19 protein-coding genes are annotated in these 21,494 nt (G+C 40.9%); 11 read left to right on the top strand and 8 right to left on the bottom strand.

Features of this window, described 5'->3' with window-relative positions:
* Positions 1–20 precede the first annotated feature (20 nt).
* The 5 genes from ACAY30_RS04725 to ACAY30_RS04705 are packed head-to-tail and all read left to right on the top strand — an operon-like array spanning position 21 to position 5,105.
* Positions 21–1,640, top strand: coding sequence for a hypothetical protein (locus ACAY30_RS04725; RefSeq protein WP_290250591.1), 1,620 nt, complete (start codon positions 21–23; stop codon positions 1,638–1,640).
* A complete protein-coding gene (locus ACAY30_RS04720; RefSeq protein WP_290250592.1) occupies positions 1,637–2,551 on the top strand; it encodes a glycosyltransferase family 2 protein in 915 nt (304 codons plus the stop codon). The genes ACAY30_RS04725 and ACAY30_RS04720 overlap by 4 nt, the downstream gene beginning before the upstream one ends.
* A 7-nt stretch (positions 2,552–2,558) precedes the next feature.
* Complete coding sequence (locus ACAY30_RS04715; RefSeq protein WP_290250593.1) at positions 2,559–3,317, top strand: bifunctional 2-polyprenyl-6-hydroxyphenol methylase/3-demethylubiquinol 3-O-methyltransferase UbiG; 759 nt, start codon at positions 2,559–2,561, stop codon at positions 3,315–3,317.
* Positions 3,314–3,691, top strand: a complete 378-nt coding sequence (locus tag ACAY30_RS04710) for a GtrA family protein (RefSeq protein ID WP_353958575.1) — start codon at positions 3,314–3,316, stop codon at positions 3,689–3,691. Before ACAY30_RS04715 ends, ACAY30_RS04710 begins: the two co-directional genes overlap by 4 nt.
* 13 nt (positions 3,692–3,704) lie before the next feature.
* Positions 3,705–5,105, top strand: a complete 1,401-nt coding sequence (locus tag ACAY30_RS04705) for a hypothetical protein (protein ID WP_290250594.1) — start codon at positions 3,705–3,707, stop codon at positions 5,103–5,105.
* 136 nt (positions 5,106–5,241) lie between these two features.
* Here the strand turns inward: ACAY30_RS04705 and ACAY30_RS04700 are convergent, their stop codons facing one another.
* Positions 5,242–6,765, bottom strand: a complete 1,524-nt coding sequence (locus tag ACAY30_RS04700; protein ID WP_371190136.1) for a L,D-transpeptidase family protein — start codon at positions 6,763–6,765, stop codon at positions 5,242–5,244.
* A 34-nt stretch (positions 6,766–6,799) separates the two neighbouring features.
* Entirely contained in the window at positions 6,800–7,666 is an 867-nt protein-coding gene (locus tag ACAY30_RS04695) for an AraC family transcriptional regulator (RefSeq protein WP_290250596.1), read from the bottom strand.
* Positions 7,667–8,198: 532 nt separating this feature from the next.
* Between ACAY30_RS04695 and ACAY30_RS04690 the strand changes: the two genes are divergently transcribed.
* The 3 genes from ACAY30_RS04690 (at position 8,199) to ACAY30_RS04680 (ending at position 12,245) form a co-directional block, all read left to right on the top strand.
* Entirely contained in the window at positions 8,199–8,942 is a 744-nt protein-coding gene (locus ACAY30_RS04690; RefSeq protein ID WP_290250597.1) for a DUF1461 domain-containing protein, read from the top strand.
* A gap of 303 nt (positions 8,943–9,245) precedes the next feature.
* Positions 9,246–11,702, top strand: coding sequence for a M1 family metallopeptidase (locus tag ACAY30_RS04685; RefSeq protein ID WP_290250598.1), 2,457 nt, complete (start codon positions 9,246–9,248; stop codon positions 11,700–11,702).
* 3 nt (positions 11,703–11,705) lie between these two features.
* The gene (locus ACAY30_RS04680) at positions 11,706–12,245 is read left to right on the top strand and encodes a DUF6702 family protein (RefSeq protein ID WP_290250599.1); all 540 of its coding nucleotides are present in this window, start codon (positions 11,706–11,708) and stop codon (positions 12,243–12,245) included.
* Positions 12,246–12,596: 351 nt separating this feature from the next.
* Here ACAY30_RS04680 and grpE read toward each other — a convergent pair whose 3' ends face one another.
* Complete coding sequence (gene grpE, locus ACAY30_RS04675) at positions 12,597–13,232, bottom strand: nucleotide exchange factor GrpE (protein ID WP_290250600.1); 636 nt, start codon at positions 13,230–13,232, stop codon at positions 12,597–12,599.
* Positions 13,233–13,437: 205 nt separating this feature from the next.
* Between grpE and nadK the strand changes: the two genes are divergently transcribed.
* The 3 genes from nadK (at position 13,438) to ACAY30_RS04660 (ending at position 16,738) form a co-directional block, all read left to right on the top strand.
* Positions 13,438–14,319 carry an NAD(+) kinase gene (gene nadK, locus ACAY30_RS04670; protein WP_290250601.1) on the top strand — a complete coding sequence of 294 codons (882 nt, stop codon included), beginning with the start codon at positions 13,438–13,440 and terminating at the stop codon, positions 14,317–14,319.
* 187 nt (positions 14,320–14,506) lie between these two features.
* Entirely contained in the window at positions 14,507–16,171 is a 1,665-nt protein-coding gene (gene recN, locus ACAY30_RS04665; protein ID WP_290250602.1) for a DNA repair protein RecN, read from the top strand.
* Positions 16,172–16,399: 228 nt separating this feature from the next.
* Positions 16,400–16,738, top strand: a complete 339-nt coding sequence (locus ACAY30_RS04660) for an outer membrane protein assembly factor BamE (protein ID WP_290250603.1) — start codon at positions 16,400–16,402, stop codon at positions 16,736–16,738.
* Positions 16,739–16,882: 144 nt separating this feature from the next.
* On the opposite strand, the gene ACAY30_RS04655 is transcribed toward ACAY30_RS04660, so the two are convergent.
* The 5 genes from ACAY30_RS04655 to ACAY30_RS04635 form a co-directional block, all read right to left on the bottom strand.
* Positions 16,883–17,815 (bottom strand): hypothetical protein, encoded by a 933-nt coding sequence (locus ACAY30_RS04655; protein ID WP_290250604.1) that lies wholly within the window; start codon positions 17,813–17,815, stop codon positions 16,883–16,885.
* A gap of 13 nt (positions 17,816–17,828) precedes the next feature.
* On the bottom strand, positions 17,829–18,515 hold the full coding sequence (locus tag ACAY30_RS04650) for a hypothetical protein (protein ID WP_290250605.1): 687 nt from the start codon (positions 18,513–18,515) through the stop codon (positions 17,829–17,831).
* Positions 18,508–19,056, bottom strand: a complete 549-nt coding sequence (locus ACAY30_RS04645; protein WP_290250606.1) for an RNA polymerase sigma factor — start codon at positions 19,054–19,056, stop codon at positions 18,508–18,510. Before ACAY30_RS04645 ends, ACAY30_RS04650 begins: the two co-directional genes overlap by 8 nt.
* A 70-nt stretch (positions 19,057–19,126) precedes the next feature.
* Positions 19,127–20,041 carry a LysR substrate-binding domain-containing protein gene (locus ACAY30_RS04640; protein WP_290250607.1) on the bottom strand — a complete coding sequence of 305 codons (915 nt, stop codon included), beginning with the start codon at positions 20,039–20,041 and terminating at the stop codon, positions 19,127–19,129.
* A gap of 180 nt (positions 20,042–20,221) precedes the next feature.
* A complete protein-coding gene (locus ACAY30_RS04635; RefSeq protein WP_290250608.1) occupies positions 20,222–21,487 on the bottom strand; it encodes an inorganic phosphate transporter in 1,266 nt (421 codons plus the stop codon).
* Between the last annotated feature and the right edge of the window lie 7 nt (positions 21,488–21,494).

The following is a 21,494-nucleotide window of genomic DNA, read 5'->3' as shown; positions in this document are numbered from 1 at the left end:
AAGAACATCATGAAGGTAAAATGATTAGTAAAGCATTATTTGTAAAATCAAACGCATTCGATATAAAACGTTTCATATATTGGATAAGGTTAGTAAGTCTTGCTAGCCTTATCCTGTATTATGTATTTTCGAATCTAGCCCTACACTTAAATCATGATATTGGCTGGCTTTACACTGCAACAGAACAGTGGTTAGCAGGAAAATTACTTTATTCGGAAATAATGGAGTTAAACCCTCCCATTATTTTTTACTTGTTGGTACCTGTCGTTGCTATAAATCAGGCGTTCGAGTTTTCAAGCGTATTGTCTCTAAAGCTATATGCATTTATCGTGACGCTACCTTTTATCATTAATTTTGTAAGTTATTTTAAGCAAAGTCATTTTAGCTCGACCGAAAGGTATTACTTATTTATAGCTGTTATTGTTAGCTGTTATGGAAGTGCCCAATACGACTTCGGTCAGCGAGACCATCTAGCTATAATATTACTTTTACCGTATTTTATTTCGACTTTTTTTCAAGGGTTAAATCCCCCCCCCTTACCTTTTAAAAGTAAAACTATAGTGGCATTTTCAGCAACTATAGGTATCTGCATAAAACCTTATTTTATCTTGTTTTTTATAGGTGCAGAACTTTGGAGGTTTATTCAAAAACCAGTGGTTAAAAATTTACTCACCTTAGAATCGTCTTTAATTGCAATTTGTAGCTGTTTTTTTTATCTCTATCTGATTGTACTCGAACCTAATTATATTCCTAAGATGGTTCCCTTGGCCGTTGCAACGTATTGGGCTTATGGAATTCCTATTGAACTTTTCAATTTAGAAGTAAACCTACTGCTATTGCTATTTTTGATAGCCGTAAGTTTTACAATAAAGAATAAAATTGAGCGTAATTTAATTCACTACTTTTTATATTTAAGTTTTATCGGCCTCCTTGTATTTTTATTGCAGTCACACTATTCATATCAGTTACTTCCACATTCTGTTTTATTGACATTCAGTTTTGGCATTACAACGATTGTTTATTTAAAACAGATTTCATCATTTTTAAATTCACCTAAAACATTAATGACCCTGGCTACTTTTCTCATTCTTTTTTCTTCTTATCACCTAATAAATAAAAGTTACGTAGTCGCTAAATTACTACAAGAAAAGGCACCATCATTTCAGTCTTTGGGAATTGACTCTTTTCGAGATACTGCTGATTACATAAATCGAAACTTCGCAAATCAGAACGTTTACGTTTTTTCAACAAATGTTTGGCCATCAACCTTTATAAGACACTATACAAAGGCCAATTGGGTATCAGGATTCCCGGCACTTTGGCCTCTCCCAGCCATTGATACTATGCAAAGAGCCCCCGAAAAATTAACTAAAGACCAAATACAAAAAATTAACGACATAACTTTACCAGTAATGGATAAAATCTATAAAGAAATTTCGGATTATCAACCAAAAGCTATATTTATTGAAAGCTCAGAATCGCCATCCTACTTTACTGAAAACTTCAAATATGAAAGCTTTATTAAAAAAAACCCACAACTTAAGAAAATATTAGGACACTACTTCAATAGTGGTGACCAAATTTCTTTCATCAGTGGCAAAACCTACGATGTTTATTTACCCATAGGAAGTGATAAATGATATCAATAGTATGTCCGGTTTATAATGAACAACAAAGTGTAGGCCTTTTTATCAAAAAGATGAAAGAGGTCATGCAATGCAAAAATGTCGGCTTTGAATTTTTATTTATCGATGACGGCTCAGATGACGAAACCTTGCGAACGTTACGAGAAGAGAAACGTAATACTCCACAAATTCGAATTATTTCATTTTCTAGAAACTTTGGCAAAGAGGCTGCGTTAACCGCAGGATTAAAATATGCCAAAGGTGACGCTGTCATTCCGATAGACGTCGATATGCAAGATCCTCCAGAATTAGTTTTAAAGTTACTCGATGAATGGCAAAAAGGGTATCAAATTGTTTTAGCTAAAAGAGTAGACAGAAACAGTGATAGCTATTTAAAACGTCTAACTGCAAAAGGTTTTTATTATTTTCATAACAAAATGGCTGACCATAAAATACCAGAAAACGTTGGTGATTTTCGTTTGATGGGGCGAGTGGTTGTCGATCATATTAATGAGTTACCAGAAACTCAACGATTCATGAAAGGTTTATTCTCCTGGGTTGGATTTAAATCGTCAACGATCAATTATGCGCGCCCTTGTAGAGAAAATGGTGAAAGTAAATTTACATTTTGGAAGTTATGGAATTTAGCCATAGAGGGCATAACCAGTTTTTCCACGATCCCACTTAAAATCTGGACATATATTGGCGTAATAGTTGCGTTGCTATCTTTCTGTTATGGAGTGTTTATCATAGCACTAGCTTTGCTTTCTGGAATCGATGTACCTGGCTACTCTTCACTAATAGTCATTATTTTATTTTTAGGTGGAATTCAATTAATTGGAATTGGGATATTAGGTGAGTACATTGGCCGAATATATATGGAAGCTAAGCAAAGACCTCTTTATATAATTGAAAAGGAGTATTAACCCCGATATGGAACTATCATGCTATACCGAAATGTTTAAACAACAGCAAAACCATTGGTGGTTTAGAGGACGTCGTTTAGTTATTAAAAAATTATTAGATGAAACTTTATCCGATACCAACTCATCTATTATTGAAGTAGGTTGTGGTGTCGGAGGTAATTTAGAGCTATTAGGAAACTATGGCACTGTTACCGCGATTGAAATGAATGATGAGGCGGTCAAACTTGCGAGGACGGTTACAGATATAAAAATAATAAAAGGATCACTCCCCTACGAGTACCCGTTTTCAAACGACGCATTTGACGTTGTCTGCCTTTTTGATGTTTTAGAACATATAGAAGAAGATGTTGATGCATTAAAAGTTTTATATGATAGCTTAAAGAATAATGGAAAGATTCTTATTACTGTTCCATCTATTCCGCAATTGTTTGGTCCTCACGATATTAAACTACATCATTTTCGCCGCTATAAAATAGATGATTTAGTTAAAAAAGTTGAAAGTTCTGGATTTAAAGTAGTTCATAAACAGTATTTCAACTTTTTATTGTTACCCTTAGCTGTTCTAACTCGTTTTTTCGACAAAGTTACGAGGAGGGTTACCCCTACAGGCTCCTCGCCCCCCAACGAACTATTGAATAGCTTTTTGTTTCATATATTTCGATTTGAAACTTGGCTATTAAAATTTGTCCCCGCCCCTTTAGGTTTATCCATAAGTTTAATAGCTAAAAAAACGAGTAATGACGAAAAAAAAGAGTTAAATAGATGATAACTATTAGGAAGGAATTTATTAAATTTTGCTGTGTAGGTATAGCTAATACACTAACGCATATATTTATCGCATATATGTGCGTTAAGCTATTGTTATTTGACATATTCGTAGCAAACACATTTGCATTTTTACTTTCTTTTATAATAGCTTATACACTAAATACAAAATGGAGTTTCTCTCATAAACTTTCTTTAAGTAGCTTAAAAAAATACTTTATATTAGCATTACTAAACTGCTTGATAATTTATGTTACTACTGAAATTTGTCAACAACTCACTATCCCTGATGAACTTTGTATACTCTTAGTTGCCGCATCGATGCCATGGATTGGCTATATTGTTTTAAAATATTGGGTCTATGTGAATGCTTAACGTAAGACGTCATATGCTTCAATCCCAATTACTACATTTGGTTGTTTTATGTAGTTTTATTCTTTTGCTATCCAATAATTTTGTGATTCATCCAGATAACTATTATTTGAGTCAGCTTGCAAATAACTTTTTTGAAGGTAAAAAGTATTACATTGATTTTGTTGAAATATCTCCACTTATAGGACTGCTATATTACTCTCCCCCGATAATTATCTCGAATAATTTGGGAGTACCACCAATAACAGCGTTAACCATTTACTATTGCTTATTAACTATAACTTTTTATATCTTATTAGCAAAAACATGCAAAGATATTGAATTAGAGCACTACCAGTTCATTGGTTTTATTATTCTGTTTACTTTGTTCATTCATTCTCCAAATATAATTTACGCCAAAGACTATATATCGTTTCTACTGCTGACTCCATGGCTACTAAAGTCAGTAGTCATAAATTATACGCCCAGAAAATTAGAGTTAGTATTAGCATTAATAGGCTTACTCGGAAAACCCTATTTTTACCTTGTCCCTGTATTAACTTATTTTTGGAACCGAAAAAATAAAAAACGCAGCACAGAATTAAAAAATTTAACATTTTTTGTCCTAGGAGGAGCAATATATATTTTAGGGTGCTACGTCTATTCTCCCGAGTACTTTTTATATTTATCTGAATTGACGAATCTTTATTCAAAACGAAATAGTTGGGACTTATTTATATCAACAAGCTTGATATATACCGGCATTTTTCTTTTTATAGCTTTATCTCTCTTTATTATTTTCATAACTAAAAAGAAATCTGAGCACGTGATTTTATGTAATCGATTAGCTGGTTTAGCAATCTTGGGTTTTTTTATTGTTCTGATACAGGGGAAGTTTATTCAGTACCATTATGCTCCCGTAATTCTTGTTCTAATTACTCTTATCGCAATTTTAATTCAACAAGAATCAATTTCAAAATTTGTTCAACTACTTTGCTTATCTATTGTATTAGCTTTTGGATTTAAACGAACTGAGCTAGCAATGAATTACTTTTCACCACAACACACAGAGATTATTCGAACCATTGGTTCATTACCAACGGAAGCTTATGGCTCTTTTGTGTATATAGGTTGTTCCACTCGCCCCCCCATTACAATTGATGCTTATTCAAATTTAAAAAATACATTCTACTACTATTACTCTTGGCCAATTTGTCAATTTTTTAGCGATAAAAAAAATAGTAACTATAACATTTATAAAGAAGCAATTATCTCAGAAATGAACAATAAAAAAATAAAGTATTTGGTTAGTTCATCATACACATCTACAAAAGATAATCAGATTATTGACAAACTAACCTCAGATTTAACGCAGCAATTTAACATGCAATTGATCATCCAAAATGAATTACTTTCCATATATCAAATAAATTACTAAATATATAAAAAGTTGTTAAACAAAAGCGTCCAAATAAGCATTGAATCAAGCAGCGCTCAAAACTTATTTATGAGTAATTACTATCACGTTCGATATTTTAAAATTAAGAACCTTCCGGCTTAATAAAGTTACTTTTCTATAACTTTGACAATGTGTCGTCACGATAAACGAACCTTGGAATATGAACCTCAAAATTTCTATCTTTGCGATACACGTCTGGAAAAAATTGCAATTCCCCTTTTTCATTTACCCAAGCCGTCTTATAGGTAATAAAGACGGGGATTGGCGTATGTAACCTAAAATGCGACGTGTTACCCGATTGTAGAGCGTTAAAAATGTTGTCGTCAGTGATATTGTCGTCATATTGACTGATTCTTTGCGCCAGAAAAGAAGCATTTTCTAATCGAACACAACCGTAACTTAAGGCTCTATTTTGCTGATTAAACGCGTATTTGGCTGGCGTATCATGTAAATATATTGCGTATTCATTGGGAATATTGAATCGATAATACCCAAGGGCGTTGTTATCACCGGGTGATTGCACCAAGCGATACTGTTGAAGCATTTGCGCTATATCGATATCAGGTTTGTCTATTTGTTTCACTTGTGGTGCTTTGATAGGCCCAGTCAGCAACTGAAAGTTTTGTCTGTGTAATGACAAATAGTCTTTTTCATATTCTGGAATCAACTGAGTTTTTATTATATTCCAAGTTGGTGTCCAGGTTGGGTTAACTGTTAACCGGTTAATTTCCGTTATCATCAAAGGAGTTTGGTTATCTCGCTTACCTACAACCACTTTCATATCAAACTCGTGGTTACCGGATTCCATCATAAATAAGGTATAACTCGGAATATTAACTAAGATGTACCGTTCAGGCTCAGACTTAGGATAAGTGAACCACCGCCATAAATTCATCTGCAATTGCTTTAATCGCTGGCCAGGAGTGATCTGCAATTGCTCATAGGTTTTAGGTCCCAAGCGACCATCAATGGTCAACCCATGGCGTTGTTGAAATTTCTTTAAAGCTGCAATCACGACTGAGTCAAATATGTCTTGTCGTTGTCTCGTTTGCGCCTCTTTCGGTAAGTCCCCTAGATACAGTAATATTTGTCGTATTGCTTTTACTTTGCCATGACTTTGGCCTAACTTAGGATAAAAGTTATCGTCAACCTGTGGCCATTGTTTTTTATCTAACTGACGAAAACGCTCTATATAATCTCTCAGTAACCCTACCTGTACATAGTCGGGAATTATTGACCACAACAGCTCGTCTTCTTTATTTTGTTCTACTGCACTAATCAGCAATTGTTCAGAATCAACTTTGGTTCCATCTGAATGAGCCGACAGCTCGATGAGTTTAAACATGCCAAGTGTTAGCTTCGCATCTAATTCGAGAAGGTGTTTTGCCGATGATGTTTTAATGTCTATGTAGTCTAGCCACCCTAGATCAAACAGCAGTTTGTACAGTTCCATTCCCGTTACCGTCGGTGTGACGTTTTCAAACCACACATATTGGCGCCCTAACTTTTCTAAAAAATGAGTATGCTGATTGTCAGGTAACCAGTTAACGACGGCGCGGTTACTGAACACCGCATCGCTATTGGAGTTGGAAATAGTAATATCGATAGAATTAGCGCTAGAGGTAAATACGAAACACACATAAAGCAGAGTGCTCCCTATCTTAGCTAATAATTTATTGAGCTGCATATTGCTTTGTTGGCATAGACTTGGTGTCTTCATATGAGTCTAATGGTAATAACTTAGCTCTTAATCGCTGATACCTAATGTAAGTGTTACTCAAGGTTACGGTTCTGTCGCCTTGGGAAAACGCATTTGGCGTTATATTGAAGTGCTCTTTAAAGTTTCGACTAAAATGAGACGGGTTAGCAAAACCTAAGCTGTAAGCGATAGTTGTTACAGACTTGTCACTATCCGATAATAATCGTTCACTTTCTTCTAAGCGTCGACAAAGCAAATAGTGACTATAAGTCAGACCACAGTAATCTTTAAACATATGACATAAACGACTTGGACTTAAGTGAAAGCCATCTGATAAATCTTGTAACGTTGGCCCCTTTACAAAATCCCTTTCGATAATATCAAGTAATGACTCAACAGGGTTATCTCGATTAAACTTCAAATCAGAAACAACGTTGAAATAGTTGTCCGTTATATCACAGCGCAAGGAGGTCTTACTCATTAATGTCTCGACAAATTCCAATTCATCTTTTGGTGAAAATGGAAACATGTATACATTGGCAATGCCAATTTGAATAGCTTGTTTCAACAATGGAATCGATACTGACGTAGTTGCAATATAAAGCAAAGCATCTGGAAATGACTGTCTTAAATATTGGAGATTATAGAGGTGGGTTGAAGTCGTATAATCCATAACATATACAATGGCCTCCGGCTCTAGATACGTCGCCACAGCTTCCAAACGGTCCATAGAATGCACCGTATCAAAGTTGCACATTTGTGATATCACTTCACTACATTTTGACGTTAACGTCAGATCAAACCCTACCAGCAACAGCCCGCTTGCATTATCATTATTCACTTTTTGTCGTTCCCTTTTCATCCTTGCACAAGCGACATCCCCAAACATCGCAAACTCCGTGCTCTTACAAAAAACTAGGAGTGGAATACCGATTTGTCAAATTGCTGAGAAAATATCATAATTAGTTGTAAATTTTCCTGACACGTTAACTACAGAAAAATGTAAAGATACATGTCAGAAATCCTGAGCTATCGATATATCGATTATTATCTTTTCGACAAACAAGCTACTGCATCGAATAACACAAGTGACTAACAGTTCAAAAACTCAACTTTATTATGCAACCGCTTGGGTAGCTAAATCGATATGTTTACTCGCAGTATGTTTTGGTTTAAGTTGGGTTCTTAATAGCAAAATAAACTTCACCTACGCGGTTTGGTACGATGTTCTGGAAATTGAACAACATATTGCTACCTATGCCGTGCAAAACACCTTAAACGACACAAACAATATGAAACAAAATTCGATAAGTAACGGTCTACAAACATATCACTAAGCTGGTAGTGTAAGTACGGTGAATATTGCATACCCAATGAACCATAACATTAAAAAACTCACCAATACATTTATGTGGTTGCTGTTTTGTAGCAGTGCGTTTATCGCTTCGCTCGGCGCGAGTTGGCAGATAAACAGTCAATTTAATTTTGCATACAGCAGTTGGTACGATCGCCTTGATATAAAAGAGCACATCTTAACCTTTGCCCCACAAAACCGGTTTAACAAGCAGCATTTTGCCAGTACCGACAAAAAACAACACGTGGCTCTTTTTCAACAAGTCGTTAGGGCAATAAACAACGACGGCAAGGGCTTAGAAAATATCCGTTTTACCAGCCAAGGAAAAATTACTCGGCTGTTTACTCACGATGAAGTAGGACATTTAAACGATGTAGCTAACGTGGTTAACGCGTTTTTGCAAACGGCGCTTATCGCCAGCGCAATCAGCGTCCTGCTAGCTATGCTTTATATTAGCAAACGCCTGCCAGTGCCCAGTACGAAGTTAAAAATTATTTGTCTGGCAACGGTTGTCATAGCTGTAGTGATGACGTTTGTACTGGTGGGTTTTAAACGCCTATTTAAGTTGATGCACGACGTTGTTTTTGCCGATGGTTATCCCTGGTTTTTTTATTATCAAGACTCGCTAATGAGTACCTTTATGAAAGCGCCTGATTTATTTGCCTCCATTGCCGTTAACTTGGTTGTTGTTGCAATAGCAGTTTTCAGTGTGTATTGCGCCTTGGTGTTTGCCATTCAACGTCGATTTTCAACATCGCATTAACCGCGTAAGTTTGCTTGGTGTGTTTTTTGTTGGTTATTGGCTGGTTATGTGCTTTGTTGCTTGAGCCTATTACTGAGCTTACTGAACTTATTGCGCTTTAGCATCCACCAATAGGGTGTGTGGCAATCATTAAATACTGAATTTATGGCTCTAAATCGCCCCATTGGCTAAAGATGTAAACTATTAACAACATCCTCTTGTCGCAAAATTTTGCATTTTGACGTATTGCTGTTGCCCTTCTCACTTATCGCGATATCATACCGGCCCTAGCGCTAATTTCATTGTTATATTTCAGGGGCTCAAATGAAGTTCAAATATATATTGGCTGCCATCACCGCGTGCGCAGCCTTTACTAGCTCTGCGTCTAGCATGGCAGTAAAACAAACCAAAGGCGATTTTGAAGACAAGTTTCGGCAGATGGAAGAAATTCTTCCTACGCCAAATGACTACCGAAACGCTGCTGGTGAACCGGGTAAACAATACTGGCAACAACAAGTTGACTACGATATTGACGTTACCCTTAACGAAAAAGCTCGCCGTTTAACAGCGAAGCAAACGGTTACTTATCACAACAACTCGCCGTATCGTTTAAAATACATTTGGTTGCAGCTTGAACAAAACCGCTTTAAACGCGATTCAATGTCTGAGCTGAGCGCCGATTTTGGCGGCATTGGTCGTCGCGGTCCAGCCACCGAAAAACCAACGGCCGATAAGCCAGGCAAGATCAGTTTTGGCGAACTTCGCAAACAACACGCGTACGCCGATAATAGCTACGGTTACGATGTGTTTACGGTTACTGATCAACGCGGCAAAGAAATGAAGGTCACTATGGTAGGTGCCCAAGCGCGTATCGACTTACCCAACGCCTTAGAGCCTGGAGAAGATGTCGCCTTTAACATTGATTTTGCCTTCAACATTGTTGAAGAAAATGCGATTTCGGCACGTGCCGGTTACGAGCACTTTCCAGATGATGCCAACGAAGGTGGCAACGACATCTTTTTACTTGCTCAGTGGTTTCCACGCGTATCAGCGTTTTCTGATTACGAAGCATGGCACAACAAAGAGTTTTTAGGTCGCGGTGAGTTCACCCTCGAGTTTGGTGATTACGATGTAAAAATGACGGTGCCTGCCGATCACATTGTCGCCTCTACCGGTGTTTTAGAAAACGCGTCTTCGGTACTCACCAAAGAGCAACGTCAACGCCTTAAAAAAGCTGAAAATGCCAAACGTCCGGTGTTTGTTGTAACCGCAGAAGAAGCGCTCGAAAACGAAAAAGCGGGTACCAACAAAACCAAAACCTGGCACTTTAGCGCTGAAAATGTGCGCGATTTTGCGTGGGCGTCATCGCGCAAATTTATGTGGGATGCCAAAGGATACCACCAGGGTGGCGATGAGCAAGAGCTGGTCATGGCGATGTCTTTCTTTCCAAAAGAAGGCGGCGATTTATGGAAGAAGTATTCGACTGAGTCGGTTATTCACACCATGGACGTTTATTCGCGCTATACCTTCGATTACCCATACCCAACGGCGATCAGCGTAAACGGTCCAGTTGGCGGTATGGAATACCCAATGATCAGCTTTAACGGACCGCGTACTAAGTGGCACGAAGACGGCAGTCGAACCTATACCTTGGCTGAAAAACGCTATTTAATTGGTGTGGTTATTCACGAAGTCGGTCACAACTACTTCCCGATGATCGTTAATTCTGACGAGCGTCAGTGGACATGGATGGACGAAGGCTTGAACAGCTTTTTAGACGGTGTGGCTGGTCGTGAGTGGGATCCTACAATTCCATGGGGCGTTGAACCTCGCGATATCGTTGACTACATGAAATCTGACGTACAAGTACCGGTTATGACCCAGTCAGATAGCGTGTTGCGCTTAGGCCCTAATGCCTACACTAAGCCAGCAGCTGCGTTAAACATTTTGCGCGAAGTTATCTTAGGTCGTGATTTATTCGATTTTGCCTTTCGCGAATACTCACAGCGTTGGAAAAACAAACGCCCTACCCCATCTGACTTTTTCCGTACCATGGAAGAAGCATCTGGTGTTGACTTAGATTGGTTCTGGTATGGTTGGTTCTACACCACAGATCACGTTGATATCTCTGTAGACAACGTATACAAGCTGCGTTTAGATACTAAAAATCCAGATATCGACTTTGACCGTCGTCGTCAAGAAGAGCTGAACAAGCCGAGTTCATTGCACGTTGATCGCAACGAGCAAGAAGGCATCAAAACATGGTTAGAGTTAAACCCTGACGTGCGCGATTTCCACGATGACAACGATCGCTGGACGGTAACCAACAAAGAGCGCAACGAATACAAGGAAATGTTAAACAGCCTTGAGCCGTGGGAGCGCGAAGCCTTTGCTCGTGCCGTAAAAGAAGATAAGAACTATTACGTGATTAACTTCTCTAACCTAGGCGGTTTGGTTATGCCAATTTTACTTGAGCTAACATACCAAGATGGCAGCGTTGAATCGATGCACATTCCAGCTGAAATTTGGCGTCGTTCGCCGAAATCGGTGAGCAAGTTAATTGTCACTGAAAAAGGCAAACAGTTAGCGTCTGTAACCGTTGACCCACACTGGGAAACTGCTGATGTTGATGTACATAACAACCACTTCCCTCGTCGCATTATTGAATCGCGCGTTGAAGCATTCAAGAAAGAAAAGTCGAAGAAAATGGAATACCGTGACATCATGCACGACAGCAAAACAGAGCTGACAGAGCCCGAAACTAAGGTATTTAAAAAGTAAACCATGTTCAAACAATCGCCTTTGCCAACATCGCTGTTAACTCTGCTGGCGCTTGTATTCTGTTTGATATGCACAACCACCCGTGCACATCAGCAAAAGCAGGCTTATACCAGTATTTTGTTTAACGACAGAAACCACCATATTGAAGTGTCGCATCGCTTTTATCTGCACGACGCCGAGCATGCGATTGCCGATATCCTTGGCTCGCCTGCTGATTTAGTTGCCGACAAAGAGAGCCAACAACGGTTTGCCAACTACATTCAAAAGCAGTTTCGCTTGTTAAATCAACACCAGCAAATGCTGGCGTTAGGCGAAGTCGGCTTTGAAGTTGAAGGCAAGTTTTTTTGGGTGTATCAAGAAATCGCCCAACCCGAAGACTTAACCGCAATTTACATCAGTATGCGTGCACTGCAAGATGTATGGCCTGGACAAATTAATCAAGTCAATGTTGAGTATACCAATGTACCAACGCAAGGTGCCAAGGTGAGATCGGTTCGCCTTACCAGTGATGATGATTGGCAGCGGATTGATATTGAACGATAAACGTGACCCTAAACGCTAAATAAATGACGTTATAGCGTCACTAGTAAAAGTAAAAGCCTGCCTTAAAAGCAGGCTTTTTTATTAGCTCGAAACGCCGTTATTCACTCTGTACGCGTATTTATAACATTTGTCAGAAAGGTTACTCTGCTCAAAACGAGTCAGACCGGCTCATCTCCTATCCCTATAAAATAAAAAACACACAAAAAAACGCCCGCATAGCTGCGAGCGTTTTCATTGAAAATAGCACTAGGTAAAAGCGTCAGTGTAAAAGCTTATGGGAAAAGCTTGTTACTGCTCAGAGTCGCGTTTGATAGCGATAACGCCGCGCTTTGTACCTTAAACCAACTGGTTTTATTTAGAGACCATAACCATGGCAGGACGAATTAAACGACCGTTTAGCTCATAACCCTTCTGCATCACCGCTACAACCGTGTTGGCTTCAACGCCTTCAACTGGCTGCATCGACATTGCTTGATGTTGCTCAGGGTTAAACGGTTGGTCTTGCGGATCAATCGCCTTAACACCAAACTTGTCTAAGCCTGACAACAAACCTTGCAAGGTCAGGTTAACGCCTTCGTAGGTTGCTTTTTGGTTTTCATCGTCCGCGTTAATGGTTGCTAAACCGCGCTCAAGATTATCAACAACAGTCAACATCTCAGCGGCAAACTTTTCTAAAGCGAATTTTTTCGCTTTATCCACTTCTTGTGCACTGCGACGACGAATATTATCCATCTCTGCTTTAGCGCGAATAACACTGTCTTTTTGGTCGTCGACAGTCGCCAATGCCGTGGCCAGCTTTTGCTCTAACTCAATAATGCGCTGTTGTTCTTCGGTTAAAGATTCAACGTCGGCTTGATCATCAACTGAATCTGTCTCATCGTTGCCTTGTTGAGCAGTAACCTCTTCTACCACTTGCTCGGTTTCTTGCGCTACTACTGGCTCTTCAATATGTTCTTGCTGTTCAGGTTTATGTGACTCATTGGTCATAGATAACTCCACAATATCTTAGCCTGAGGTGATCAGTTTCCCCAGACGTTACCGACTTTAACGTAACTGTTTATGGGGGCATTATATACGCTTTCAAGCCTAAATTTTAACTAAAATTAGCCGCTAAGCTTTACTTTCAATAATTTCTTGGTAAAACTGCCATTATCGATTGCTAAATTTAGCTCCCCATTATACGAGCCACTTGATGAGCAGGTTATATAAAACAATAGGGTTAATTGGAAAACCCAATCACGACGGCGCTCTAGCCACCATTAATACACTGCATGAGCACTTAACTGATCTTGGGTATCAGGTAATGGTTGAGACCAAAGTGAGTGAACAGCTCAATTTCGATAAATCCATTACCTTTGATATTGTCGATATCGGTAAGCAAGCGCAGTTGGCCATTGTAGTTGGCGGTGACGGCTACATGTTAGGTGCAGCCCGGGTATTGGCAAACCACGACATTGCCGTTATCGGCGTCAACCGCGGTAACCTCGGTTTTTTAACCGACTTATCCCCCGATAACGTGATCGAGCCGCTAAATCAGATTTTAGCCGGAAACTCCAATACCGAACACCGCAGTCTACTGTTTGCCGAAGTGTATCGCCACGGCCAGTTAAAAAGCGCCAACGCCGCGATGAATGAGGCGGTTTTGCACCCCGGCAAAGTAGCTAGCATGATGGAGTTCGCGGTGTATCTCGATGACACCTTTATGTTTTCACAGCGCAGCGACGGTATTATTATTTCTACGCCAACCGGATCAACAGCCTATTCGATGTCAGCAGGTGGCCCCATTATGACCCCAACATTGAACGCATTAAGTTTGGTGCCTATGTTTCCCCACACCCTGTCATCCCGCCCTATAGTGGTAGATGGCGACAGTCATATAAAAATTGTCATTGGCGAAAAAAATCACGAAGAACTGCAAGTCAGTTGTGATGGACACGTAATCTTGGCCGCCATGCCGGGTGATGAAATTCACATTAAAAAAAGCAAGTACACATTGCGCCTAGTTCACCCCCTAGATCACGATTACTTTAACGTATTGCGCACTAAGCTCGGTTGGGGCAACAAAGTGTACTAGGGACTGTTGAACGTTGCGGTAAGCCCGTCGAGATCTCACCTTGATATCTGTTGAAAAAACACACTTGCATTATTGAAAAAACACTGTTAATTTTACTGTATAAATTAACAGTGTTTTATTTTTGTGTATCTAAAGCTCAAAAAAATACCGATACACAGTGAAACATGTCGATAAATGAGTGTCGTTTATGCTTACCAATCTTGCTATTAAAAACTTTGCCATTGTCAGCTTTGTTGAAATCGACTGGCACCGCGGTATGACAACCATTACCGGTGAAACAGGGGCGGGTAAATCCATTGCCATCGATGCATTGGGGCTGTGTTTAGGCGATCGAGCAACAACCAATACGGTGCGTGCTGGCTGCGATAAAACAGAAATCAGCGCAAGCTTTGATATAGGCAAATTAACGGCTGTACAAAAATGGCTCAAACACTGCGAATTAGAGCAAGATGGCGAGTGTATTATTCGCCGAGTGATCAGTAAAGAAGGACGCTCAAAAGGATTTATTAATGGCAACCCAGTGCCTCTAGCGCAATTAAAACAGCTTGGCGAAAAGCTGATTAATATTCACGGTCAACACGACCACCAATTATTGTTAAAGGCAAGTGAGCAACGTCAGTTACTGGACGCATTTGCCTCTAACCAGCCTCAGCTAGAGAAAGTACAAAACTATTACCATCAATACCGCAGCTTAACTCAAGAGAAGCAGCAGTTATTGGCCAGTGTTGAACAGCGTCAAGCGCAATTACAGCTACTGCAATACCAGGTAAACGAATTAGATGAATTTGGCTTACAAGCCGATGAATTTGAGCAACTAGAAAACGACTTTAAACGCCACGCTAACACCCAGCAGCTGTTACAATTATCGTCTAGCTGTTTGCAACAACTGGCCGAGAACGAACAATTTAGCGCCTTGTCACTCACTCAGCAATGCGCCGAACAGATGAGCCAACTCAGTGCTTTAGACAGTCAAGCCGCTGCGATTGCCGAGCTACTCAACGACGCGCGAATCGCCTTGGAAGAAGCTAAAAACGACTTGAGTTACTATCAACAAAACATTGATATTGACCCTGAAACATACGCCTTAATCGAAACGCGTTACAACACGGCAATGCAACTGGCGAGAAAACATCAAGTAATGCCAGAAAACTTATTTGAGCACCACTGCCAGCTCAAGCACGAATTGAACAGTATCAATAGCGACGATTCTCGGCTTGAATTTATCGACAATGAGTTAACGCAGTGCCACGAGCAATATCAACAAGCATGCCGCGCCTTGAGCCAAAAGCGCATTAAGGCTGGAAAACAACTGGCACTGCAAATCAGTAAATCGATGCAACAACTGAATATGGAAAACGCTCGATTTGATGTCGCTATTCGCCCTGTTGATGATGATAAAGTACAACCCTATGGCAACGAGCAAATCGAATTTGTTGCCAGTATGAACCCAGGCCAACCGTTAGAGCCCATTCACAAAGTTGCCTCTGGTGGTGAACTTTCGCGCATTAGTTTAGCTATTCAAGTTATTTTATCGTCCAAGGTTATCACACCAACACTGATCTTTGATGAAGTAGACGTTGGTATCAGTGGCCCGACTGCTGCTATGGTTGGTAAACAGCTGCAAGCATTAGGCGCGTCAACACAAGTGATTTGTGTTACCCATTTACCGCAAGTCGCCTCACGCGGACACCAACAGTTGTTTGTTGCCAAACTCAGTGATGGTAAGCATACCGAAACCAAGGTAAACCAATTAGACCGCGGTCAACGAGAACGAGAAATCGCTCGCTTGTTAGCCGGTGATGTGATCACCGAGCACAGTATCGCTAACGCAAGAGAGCTATTAACGGCGTAGCAAATAACCACGACCTTAGTATTGGCTCTTTTATGTCGTATTGAAGTATATTTTGAGTAACGTTACCACTTTGCTGGAGTCGTGATAGGTCGGTGTTTAGGTAAAACACGCGCTTTGAACAAATAGACAGCAAATGCTAACCACAAGTTAACTTTAGGCGATAAAAAGCTTTCATATGGTCGTCTGCTTGGTTATTATGCCAACATCACTTTTTAGGGTAGTAAGAATATGATACGAGCTTTGATAATCGGTATTGCAGTCTGCTTAACATCAGCGTGTGCTTATCGAATTGATATACCACAGGGCAATTACATTGAACAAAAACAAATAGATAAATTGCAAGTGGGAATGACCAAAGAGCAGGTGAAATTTGTCCTTGGCAACCCTGTCGTAGCCAGTACATTTGACGACGACACTTGGTACTACGTATATCAATTTTTATCAGGTAAAGAGGCCGCACTAGACAAAAGTCGCAAGTTCACGGTTTACTTTGAAAACGACAAATTGGTTAAAGCTGAAGGTGACTTCGAGCTTAAAGACAGTTTTTATGTACCAATGGAACAGTAGGCTGGTTTTACTGACCGCCATATTGTCCCACTGAGTTAATGCTATAAAAAAAACCTCAGCGCGCTGAGGTTTTTTTTATAGCCGTTGATGACGTCTTGTTAAGCTGTCTCAATGATGCCAAGCACGTCCCTCTGTCGTCTGTTGTTAAAATTTATAGCGCTTGGCTTTGCTTAACAGCGCTTTAGCATCAATTTTTTCTTGCACACAGCGTTTAACATCCTCTTTGTTAAATACCAACACCCGTTGTTGCGCTTGCTCATGATGGCGACCAGGTTTTACTACCACATTAATATGCTCGTCATCAGGTAAGTCGCGTAAACCATTGCCATATAGACAAAGCGCTTTACTTACTTGCGTCTCCAGTGACTCTAAAAAGCGTTTGTGTTCTGCTTGACGCTGTTCTCTTATTGCTTTGACTTCTTGTTTATACGCACTTACTTGTTGCTGTACTTGCTGCTTTGACGCCATAACTTCTTTGCGGCGTTGTTCTATCTGCTCAAGTTGCTTTTTAACATCGTCCTGTTGTTCTTGTTCAACGTGTAAGCGTTGGTAGTTTAAGTCCCTTTCTTCACGAGCCAAGTCACGCAACTGATACGCTAGCGCACGCTGCTTCTCCATCAGTTGACGTCGCTCTTCAACATCTACTCGGGCGACTTCAACGGCCACATTAGCGGTTTCTATTGCATCTTCTATGATCAGTTCAAAGTCGCCGCCAAATAAGCTCTCCTCATCAATCTCCTGCGTGCCGTTTTCAGTCACTATGGTGACATCCTTTGGCGCGACTTTGGGTGCTTTAGCTGTTCTAAATACACGCTGAACTCTGGGCGCGTGAAACGCACTTCGATGGCTCAGGTCAACTGTAAACACTGCGCCTTGCTCAGCCAGATAATAGCCACTTACCGAGACCATACGACGCGCGCTATTACTGTCATCGCCCTCGACAGCCGAGCGAGTCAAAATATCTTCCATAATGGCGATTTGCTCGTGTAAATTTTTATAATCAGACGCCGCAACAGCAGAGCTCGCTATACACGACGCGGTAATCGCGCTAGTGATTAAAGATTTTATAATTTTCATGTATTTACTCCTGTTACTGTGCAAATTGTGGGTCAGAACTGTTCGTTGGCAGAGGCGTATTAAGATGCGCTTCTAACGATTGGTTTTGTAATTGATAGTTTAATTGTTGCCACTGAATAGACTGTGTTAAGTTGTCTTCTTGGCGTGTTTCATTGACGAAATTGACAACACTGGCGATATCTTGTTGTCGCTCGGTGCGCGATGCACTAAGTACATATGTCGCTAACTTCAGGTTGTTATCTTGTTGTCTTGATAACAGCTCGTCATTAAAGTCAGCAAGCACATCCTGTTGCTCTTCGGCAAACGCGAGTAAACGTTGATTGATCAGTGCTTCTATATCCTTGGGTAACTGCTCAGATTGACCGAATTGAACCGTAAACCCTTGCTCTGACTTGCTAAATTGAACATTAAACAAAACCAGCGCAATCGCTAACACACTCATTGCCATTGAAGCAACAGATAGCCCTTGCCATTGCCACCAAGGCTTATGACTCGACTCATAAGTGACCGATTTATCCCACTTGGGCACAGCTTCAGACGGCCAAGCCAGCGCTTGCTGTTCGAGTAAGCGCGCACTAGCTAAGCGCTCGGCAAGCACATCGTCTTTTGCTGCAAGTTGTTCTAATTGCTCCGCTTCGTCGGCGGTAATGGTGTTATCAAGCCACCGTCTAAACAAAGCGTCTTCGATGCGTTCAGACATACTCTACCTCCAGCACGTGTTTTAATTTATCTAATGCCGCGTATAAGCGCGATTTGACGGTGTTACTTGAAACACCGATTTGAGTTGCGATTTCTTCAAACGTAAAGTGATGAAAAAACTTCAGTTCAATCACCACCCGTTGATTCACTGATAACGTCTGCATGGCAATGGTCAAGCGCTTAGCTTGCGACTGCTGCTCAGCATCGGTTAACGGACAAAATTGATTGCTGTCGTCAACCATCGGCGGTGACTCATCAAGCGACAAGGTGGGTTTGTGACGACGATAAAATTCGACACAGCGATAGTGGGCAATGCGATATAACCAGGTTTTAAATTGGCTGTCACCGCGAAACGTGGTTAAATTTCGAAACACGCTGATGAAGATATCTTGCATTAAATCCAATGCGTCATCGCGATTACCAACCATGCGCAAGGCGTAGTTATACACTTGTTTTTCGTATTGCCCTATGAGCTTCATCCAGGCGCTTTTATTACCGCGCTGAGCGAGTTTTATCAGGCTTTTTTCACTGCGTTCAAACAACGGTCCAATCCATTCATGTTATTTCTGTTAGCTATAGTCGCGACAAGTTTGAAAAAAGTTTTAACTGCGTTTAATTTTTTTCGAATAAACGCTTAATCACGTTAGCAAGTAGTGCAAAACTCGCTGATCGTTGACTGTCTACTCGCTCTAACATGGTGATCGTGCGCAGGGGTTGCTCAGGTAGCGGTAATACACACAGTTTTGGTAAGTTAGCGATGCCCTTTTTTACCGCCATTTCGGGTAAAAAGGTAATGCCAGAATGATGGATCGTCATTTGTAATAGCGTCGCCAATGACGTTGCTGAGAAGGGGTGTAGTTTGCTTTTATCAATCAATTTACAGGCACTCATCGCATGCTCTGTTAAGCAGTGCTGATCGGAGAGTAAAAAGATCGATTGCGCTGGAAGGTGTTGATAGGAAGACTCGTTAATCACTTGTTCTACGAGCTTTTTATCACCAGCGATGTAAAACGGGTCATTGCCAAGCTCTGTCATTTTGAGGTCATCTCGACCGTGTAAATCAACCGGCGTCGCCAGTACCGCCACGTCAATATCTCCGCTTCGTAATTGAGCCAGTAATTCGGCGGTTGGCGCCTCGGTGATGTACAGTTCCAATTTTGGATAACGCTGTTTGACAACATCGACAACATCAGTCAGCAAAAACGGCGCGACGGTCGGGATACTGCCTATGTAGATTCGGCCGGCATCAATGTTCCCCTGAGCGCTGGCAAAGTCGACCAGTTGATCCGCTTGATACAGTATTTGCTCTGCCATTCTAACCAACACCTTGCCGTGCGGTGTAAACACAAAATGCTTGTGCTGACGCTCTATTAACGAACAGTCTAACAATTGTTCTAGCTTAATTATCGCGCTGCTCAATGTCGACTGCGAGACAAAGCACGCGTCTGCTGCGTGATGAAAGTGTTGGTGTTTGTACAGCGCCACCAAATACTGCAGATGTTTAAGGTTGGGCAAATGATTATTCATTAAAAAAATCTATTAAGCATAGGTAGTTATAATCTAATCTATCAACTTAACAAATGCCAATTGAATACTTGTGTATCGTGTATATGTCAGGGCTTAGCGATACCTAAATTACTGGCTAAACAACAAAAAACCAGGCCGAAGCCTGGTTTTACCGTATGCGTTTGCAACTGAACGCAGCGCTTACATGAATGCGCCTTTGATCATCCAGAAGAAGATAATTGATAAACCAGCACCAACTGGCAGAGTTACAACCCAAGATACCACGATGTTGCGAACAACACCTAAGTCGATAGCGGCGATACCGCGCGCCATACCAACACCAAGTACCGCACCAACTAACGTTTGCGTGGTCGAAATTGGTAAACCGGTACCTGAGGCAACCACAACGGTACACGCTGCTGCTAATTCGGCAGCAAAACCACGGCTAGGCGTTAAATGGGTAATACCGTGACCGATGGTGGCAATTACGCGATGACCAAAAATGGCTAAACCGGCAACAATACCCAAACCACCAAGGGGTAAAATCCACCACGCTAATGCCGACTTAGCAACGATTTCACCTTCGTTGGCAACAACTGATACCACTGCAGCTAATGGACCAATAGCGTTAGCTACGTCGTTTGAGCCGTGCGCAAATGCCATACAACAAGCGGTGATAACCATAAGTACCGCAAATACTTTTTCAACGTTGACGTAATCGGCACTCTTGTTCTTTGAATCTTTAAAGTTTAGGCGAGCGATAAATACTTTACCGACAATAGCAACGATAACCGCTACTGCAATCGCGTACATATAACCTTCCGCGGTACCCAAGTCCAAACCAACGTGTTTTAGACCCTTTTTAATGGTCACTAACGACAAGACAAAACCGGCCAAGAACATGTACATAGGTACCCATTTACGGGCTTTTTCTAACGGGTTTTCAGTATTGAAAATCAGTTTTTGCGCACTGTTGAAAATGATAAACGAGAACACACCAGCAATTAACGGTGTAATAACCCAGCTACCAACAATGCCACCAACTTTGCCCCAAGCAACGGTATCAGCAGAGACGCCAACAGCGGCGAAACCAATGATGGCACCAACAATTGAGTGCGTTGTTGATACAGGCCAGCCCATATACGAGGCAACCAATAACCAAGTACCGGCTGCCAATAGTGCCGATATCATACCGAACACTAACTGCTCTGGAATATCGACAAAGTAGGACGCATCAATGATACCCTTGCGGATGGTTGATGTTACCTCACCACCGGCCAAATACGCACCGGCGAATTCAAAAATCATCGCCACAATAATGGCTTGCTTTATGGTTAGTGCTTTAGAACCTACCGAGGTTCCCATCGCATTGGCTACGTCGTTTGCACCAATACCCCAAGCCATGAAGAAACCTACGATAGCAGCAAAAATTACCAGCTCACTACCGTAATTGATTAAAATTTCCATGAATTAC

The sequence above is a fragment of the Thalassotalea ponticola genome (assembly GCF_041379045.1).
GTDB lineage: Bacteria > Pseudomonadota > Gammaproteobacteria > Enterobacterales > Alteromonadaceae > Thalassotalea_A > Thalassotalea_A ponticola.
The sequence above is the reverse complement of the archived record's forward strand: the minus strand, read 5'-3'. Positions and strand labels throughout refer to the sequence as shown.

What these genes read in the sequence shown, in the direction of transcription:
- ACAY30_RS04725 (WP_290250591.1), top strand. Translation starts at nt 21, where the DNA reads ATGATTAGTAAAGCATTATTTGTAAAATCAAACGCATTCGATATAAAA.
- ACAY30_RS04720 (WP_290250592.1), top strand. Translation starts at nt 1,637, where the DNA reads ATGATATCAATAGTATGTCCGGTTTATAATGAACAACAAAGTGTAGGC.
- ACAY30_RS04715 (WP_290250593.1), top strand. Translation starts at nt 2,559, where the DNA reads ATGGAACTATCATGCTATACCGAAATGTTTAAACAACAGCAAAACCAT.
- ACAY30_RS04710 (WP_353958575.1), top strand. Translation starts at nt 3,314, where the DNA reads ATGATAACTATTAGGAAGGAATTTATTAAATTTTGCTGTGTAGGTATA.
- ACAY30_RS04705 (WP_290250594.1), top strand. Translation starts at nt 3,705, where the DNA reads ATGCTTCAATCCCAATTACTACATTTGGTTGTTTTATGTAGTTTTATT.
- ACAY30_RS04690 (WP_290250597.1), top strand. Translation starts at nt 8,199, where the DNA reads ATGAACCATAACATTAAAAAACTCACCAATACATTTATGTGGTTGCTG.
- ACAY30_RS04685 (WP_290250598.1), top strand. Translation starts at nt 9,246, where the DNA reads ATGAAGTTCAAATATATATTGGCTGCCATCACCGCGTGCGCAGCCTTT.
- ACAY30_RS04680 (WP_290250599.1), top strand. Translation starts at nt 11,706, where the DNA reads ATGTTCAAACAATCGCCTTTGCCAACATCGCTGTTAACTCTGCTGGCG.
- grpE (WP_290250600.1), bottom strand. Translation starts at nt 13,232, where the DNA reads ATGACCAATGAGTCACATAAACCTGAACAGCAAGAACATATTGAAGAG.
- nadK (WP_290250601.1), top strand. Translation starts at nt 13,438, where the DNA reads ATGAGCAGGTTATATAAAACAATAGGGTTAATTGGAAAACCCAATCAC.
- recN (WP_290250602.1), top strand. Translation starts at nt 14,507, where the DNA reads ATGCTTACCAATCTTGCTATTAAAAACTTTGCCATTGTCAGCTTTGTT.
- ACAY30_RS04660 (WP_290250603.1), top strand. Translation starts at nt 16,400, where the DNA reads ATGATACGAGCTTTGATAATCGGTATTGCAGTCTGCTTAACATCAGCG.
- ACAY30_RS04655 (WP_290250604.1), bottom strand. Translation starts at nt 17,815, where the DNA reads ATGAAAATTATAAAATCTTTAATCACTAGCGCGATTACCGCGTCGTGT.
- ACAY30_RS04650 (WP_290250605.1), bottom strand. Translation starts at nt 18,515, where the DNA reads ATGTCTGAACGCATCGAAGACGCTTTGTTTAGACGGTGGCTTGATAAC.
- ACAY30_RS04640 (WP_290250607.1), bottom strand. Translation starts at nt 20,041, where the DNA reads ATGAATAATCATTTGCCCAACCTTAAACATCTGCAGTATTTGGTGGCG.
- ACAY30_RS04635 (WP_290250608.1), bottom strand. Translation starts at nt 21,487, where the DNA reads ATGGAAATTTTAATCAATTACGGTAGTGAGCTGGTAATTTTTGCTGCT.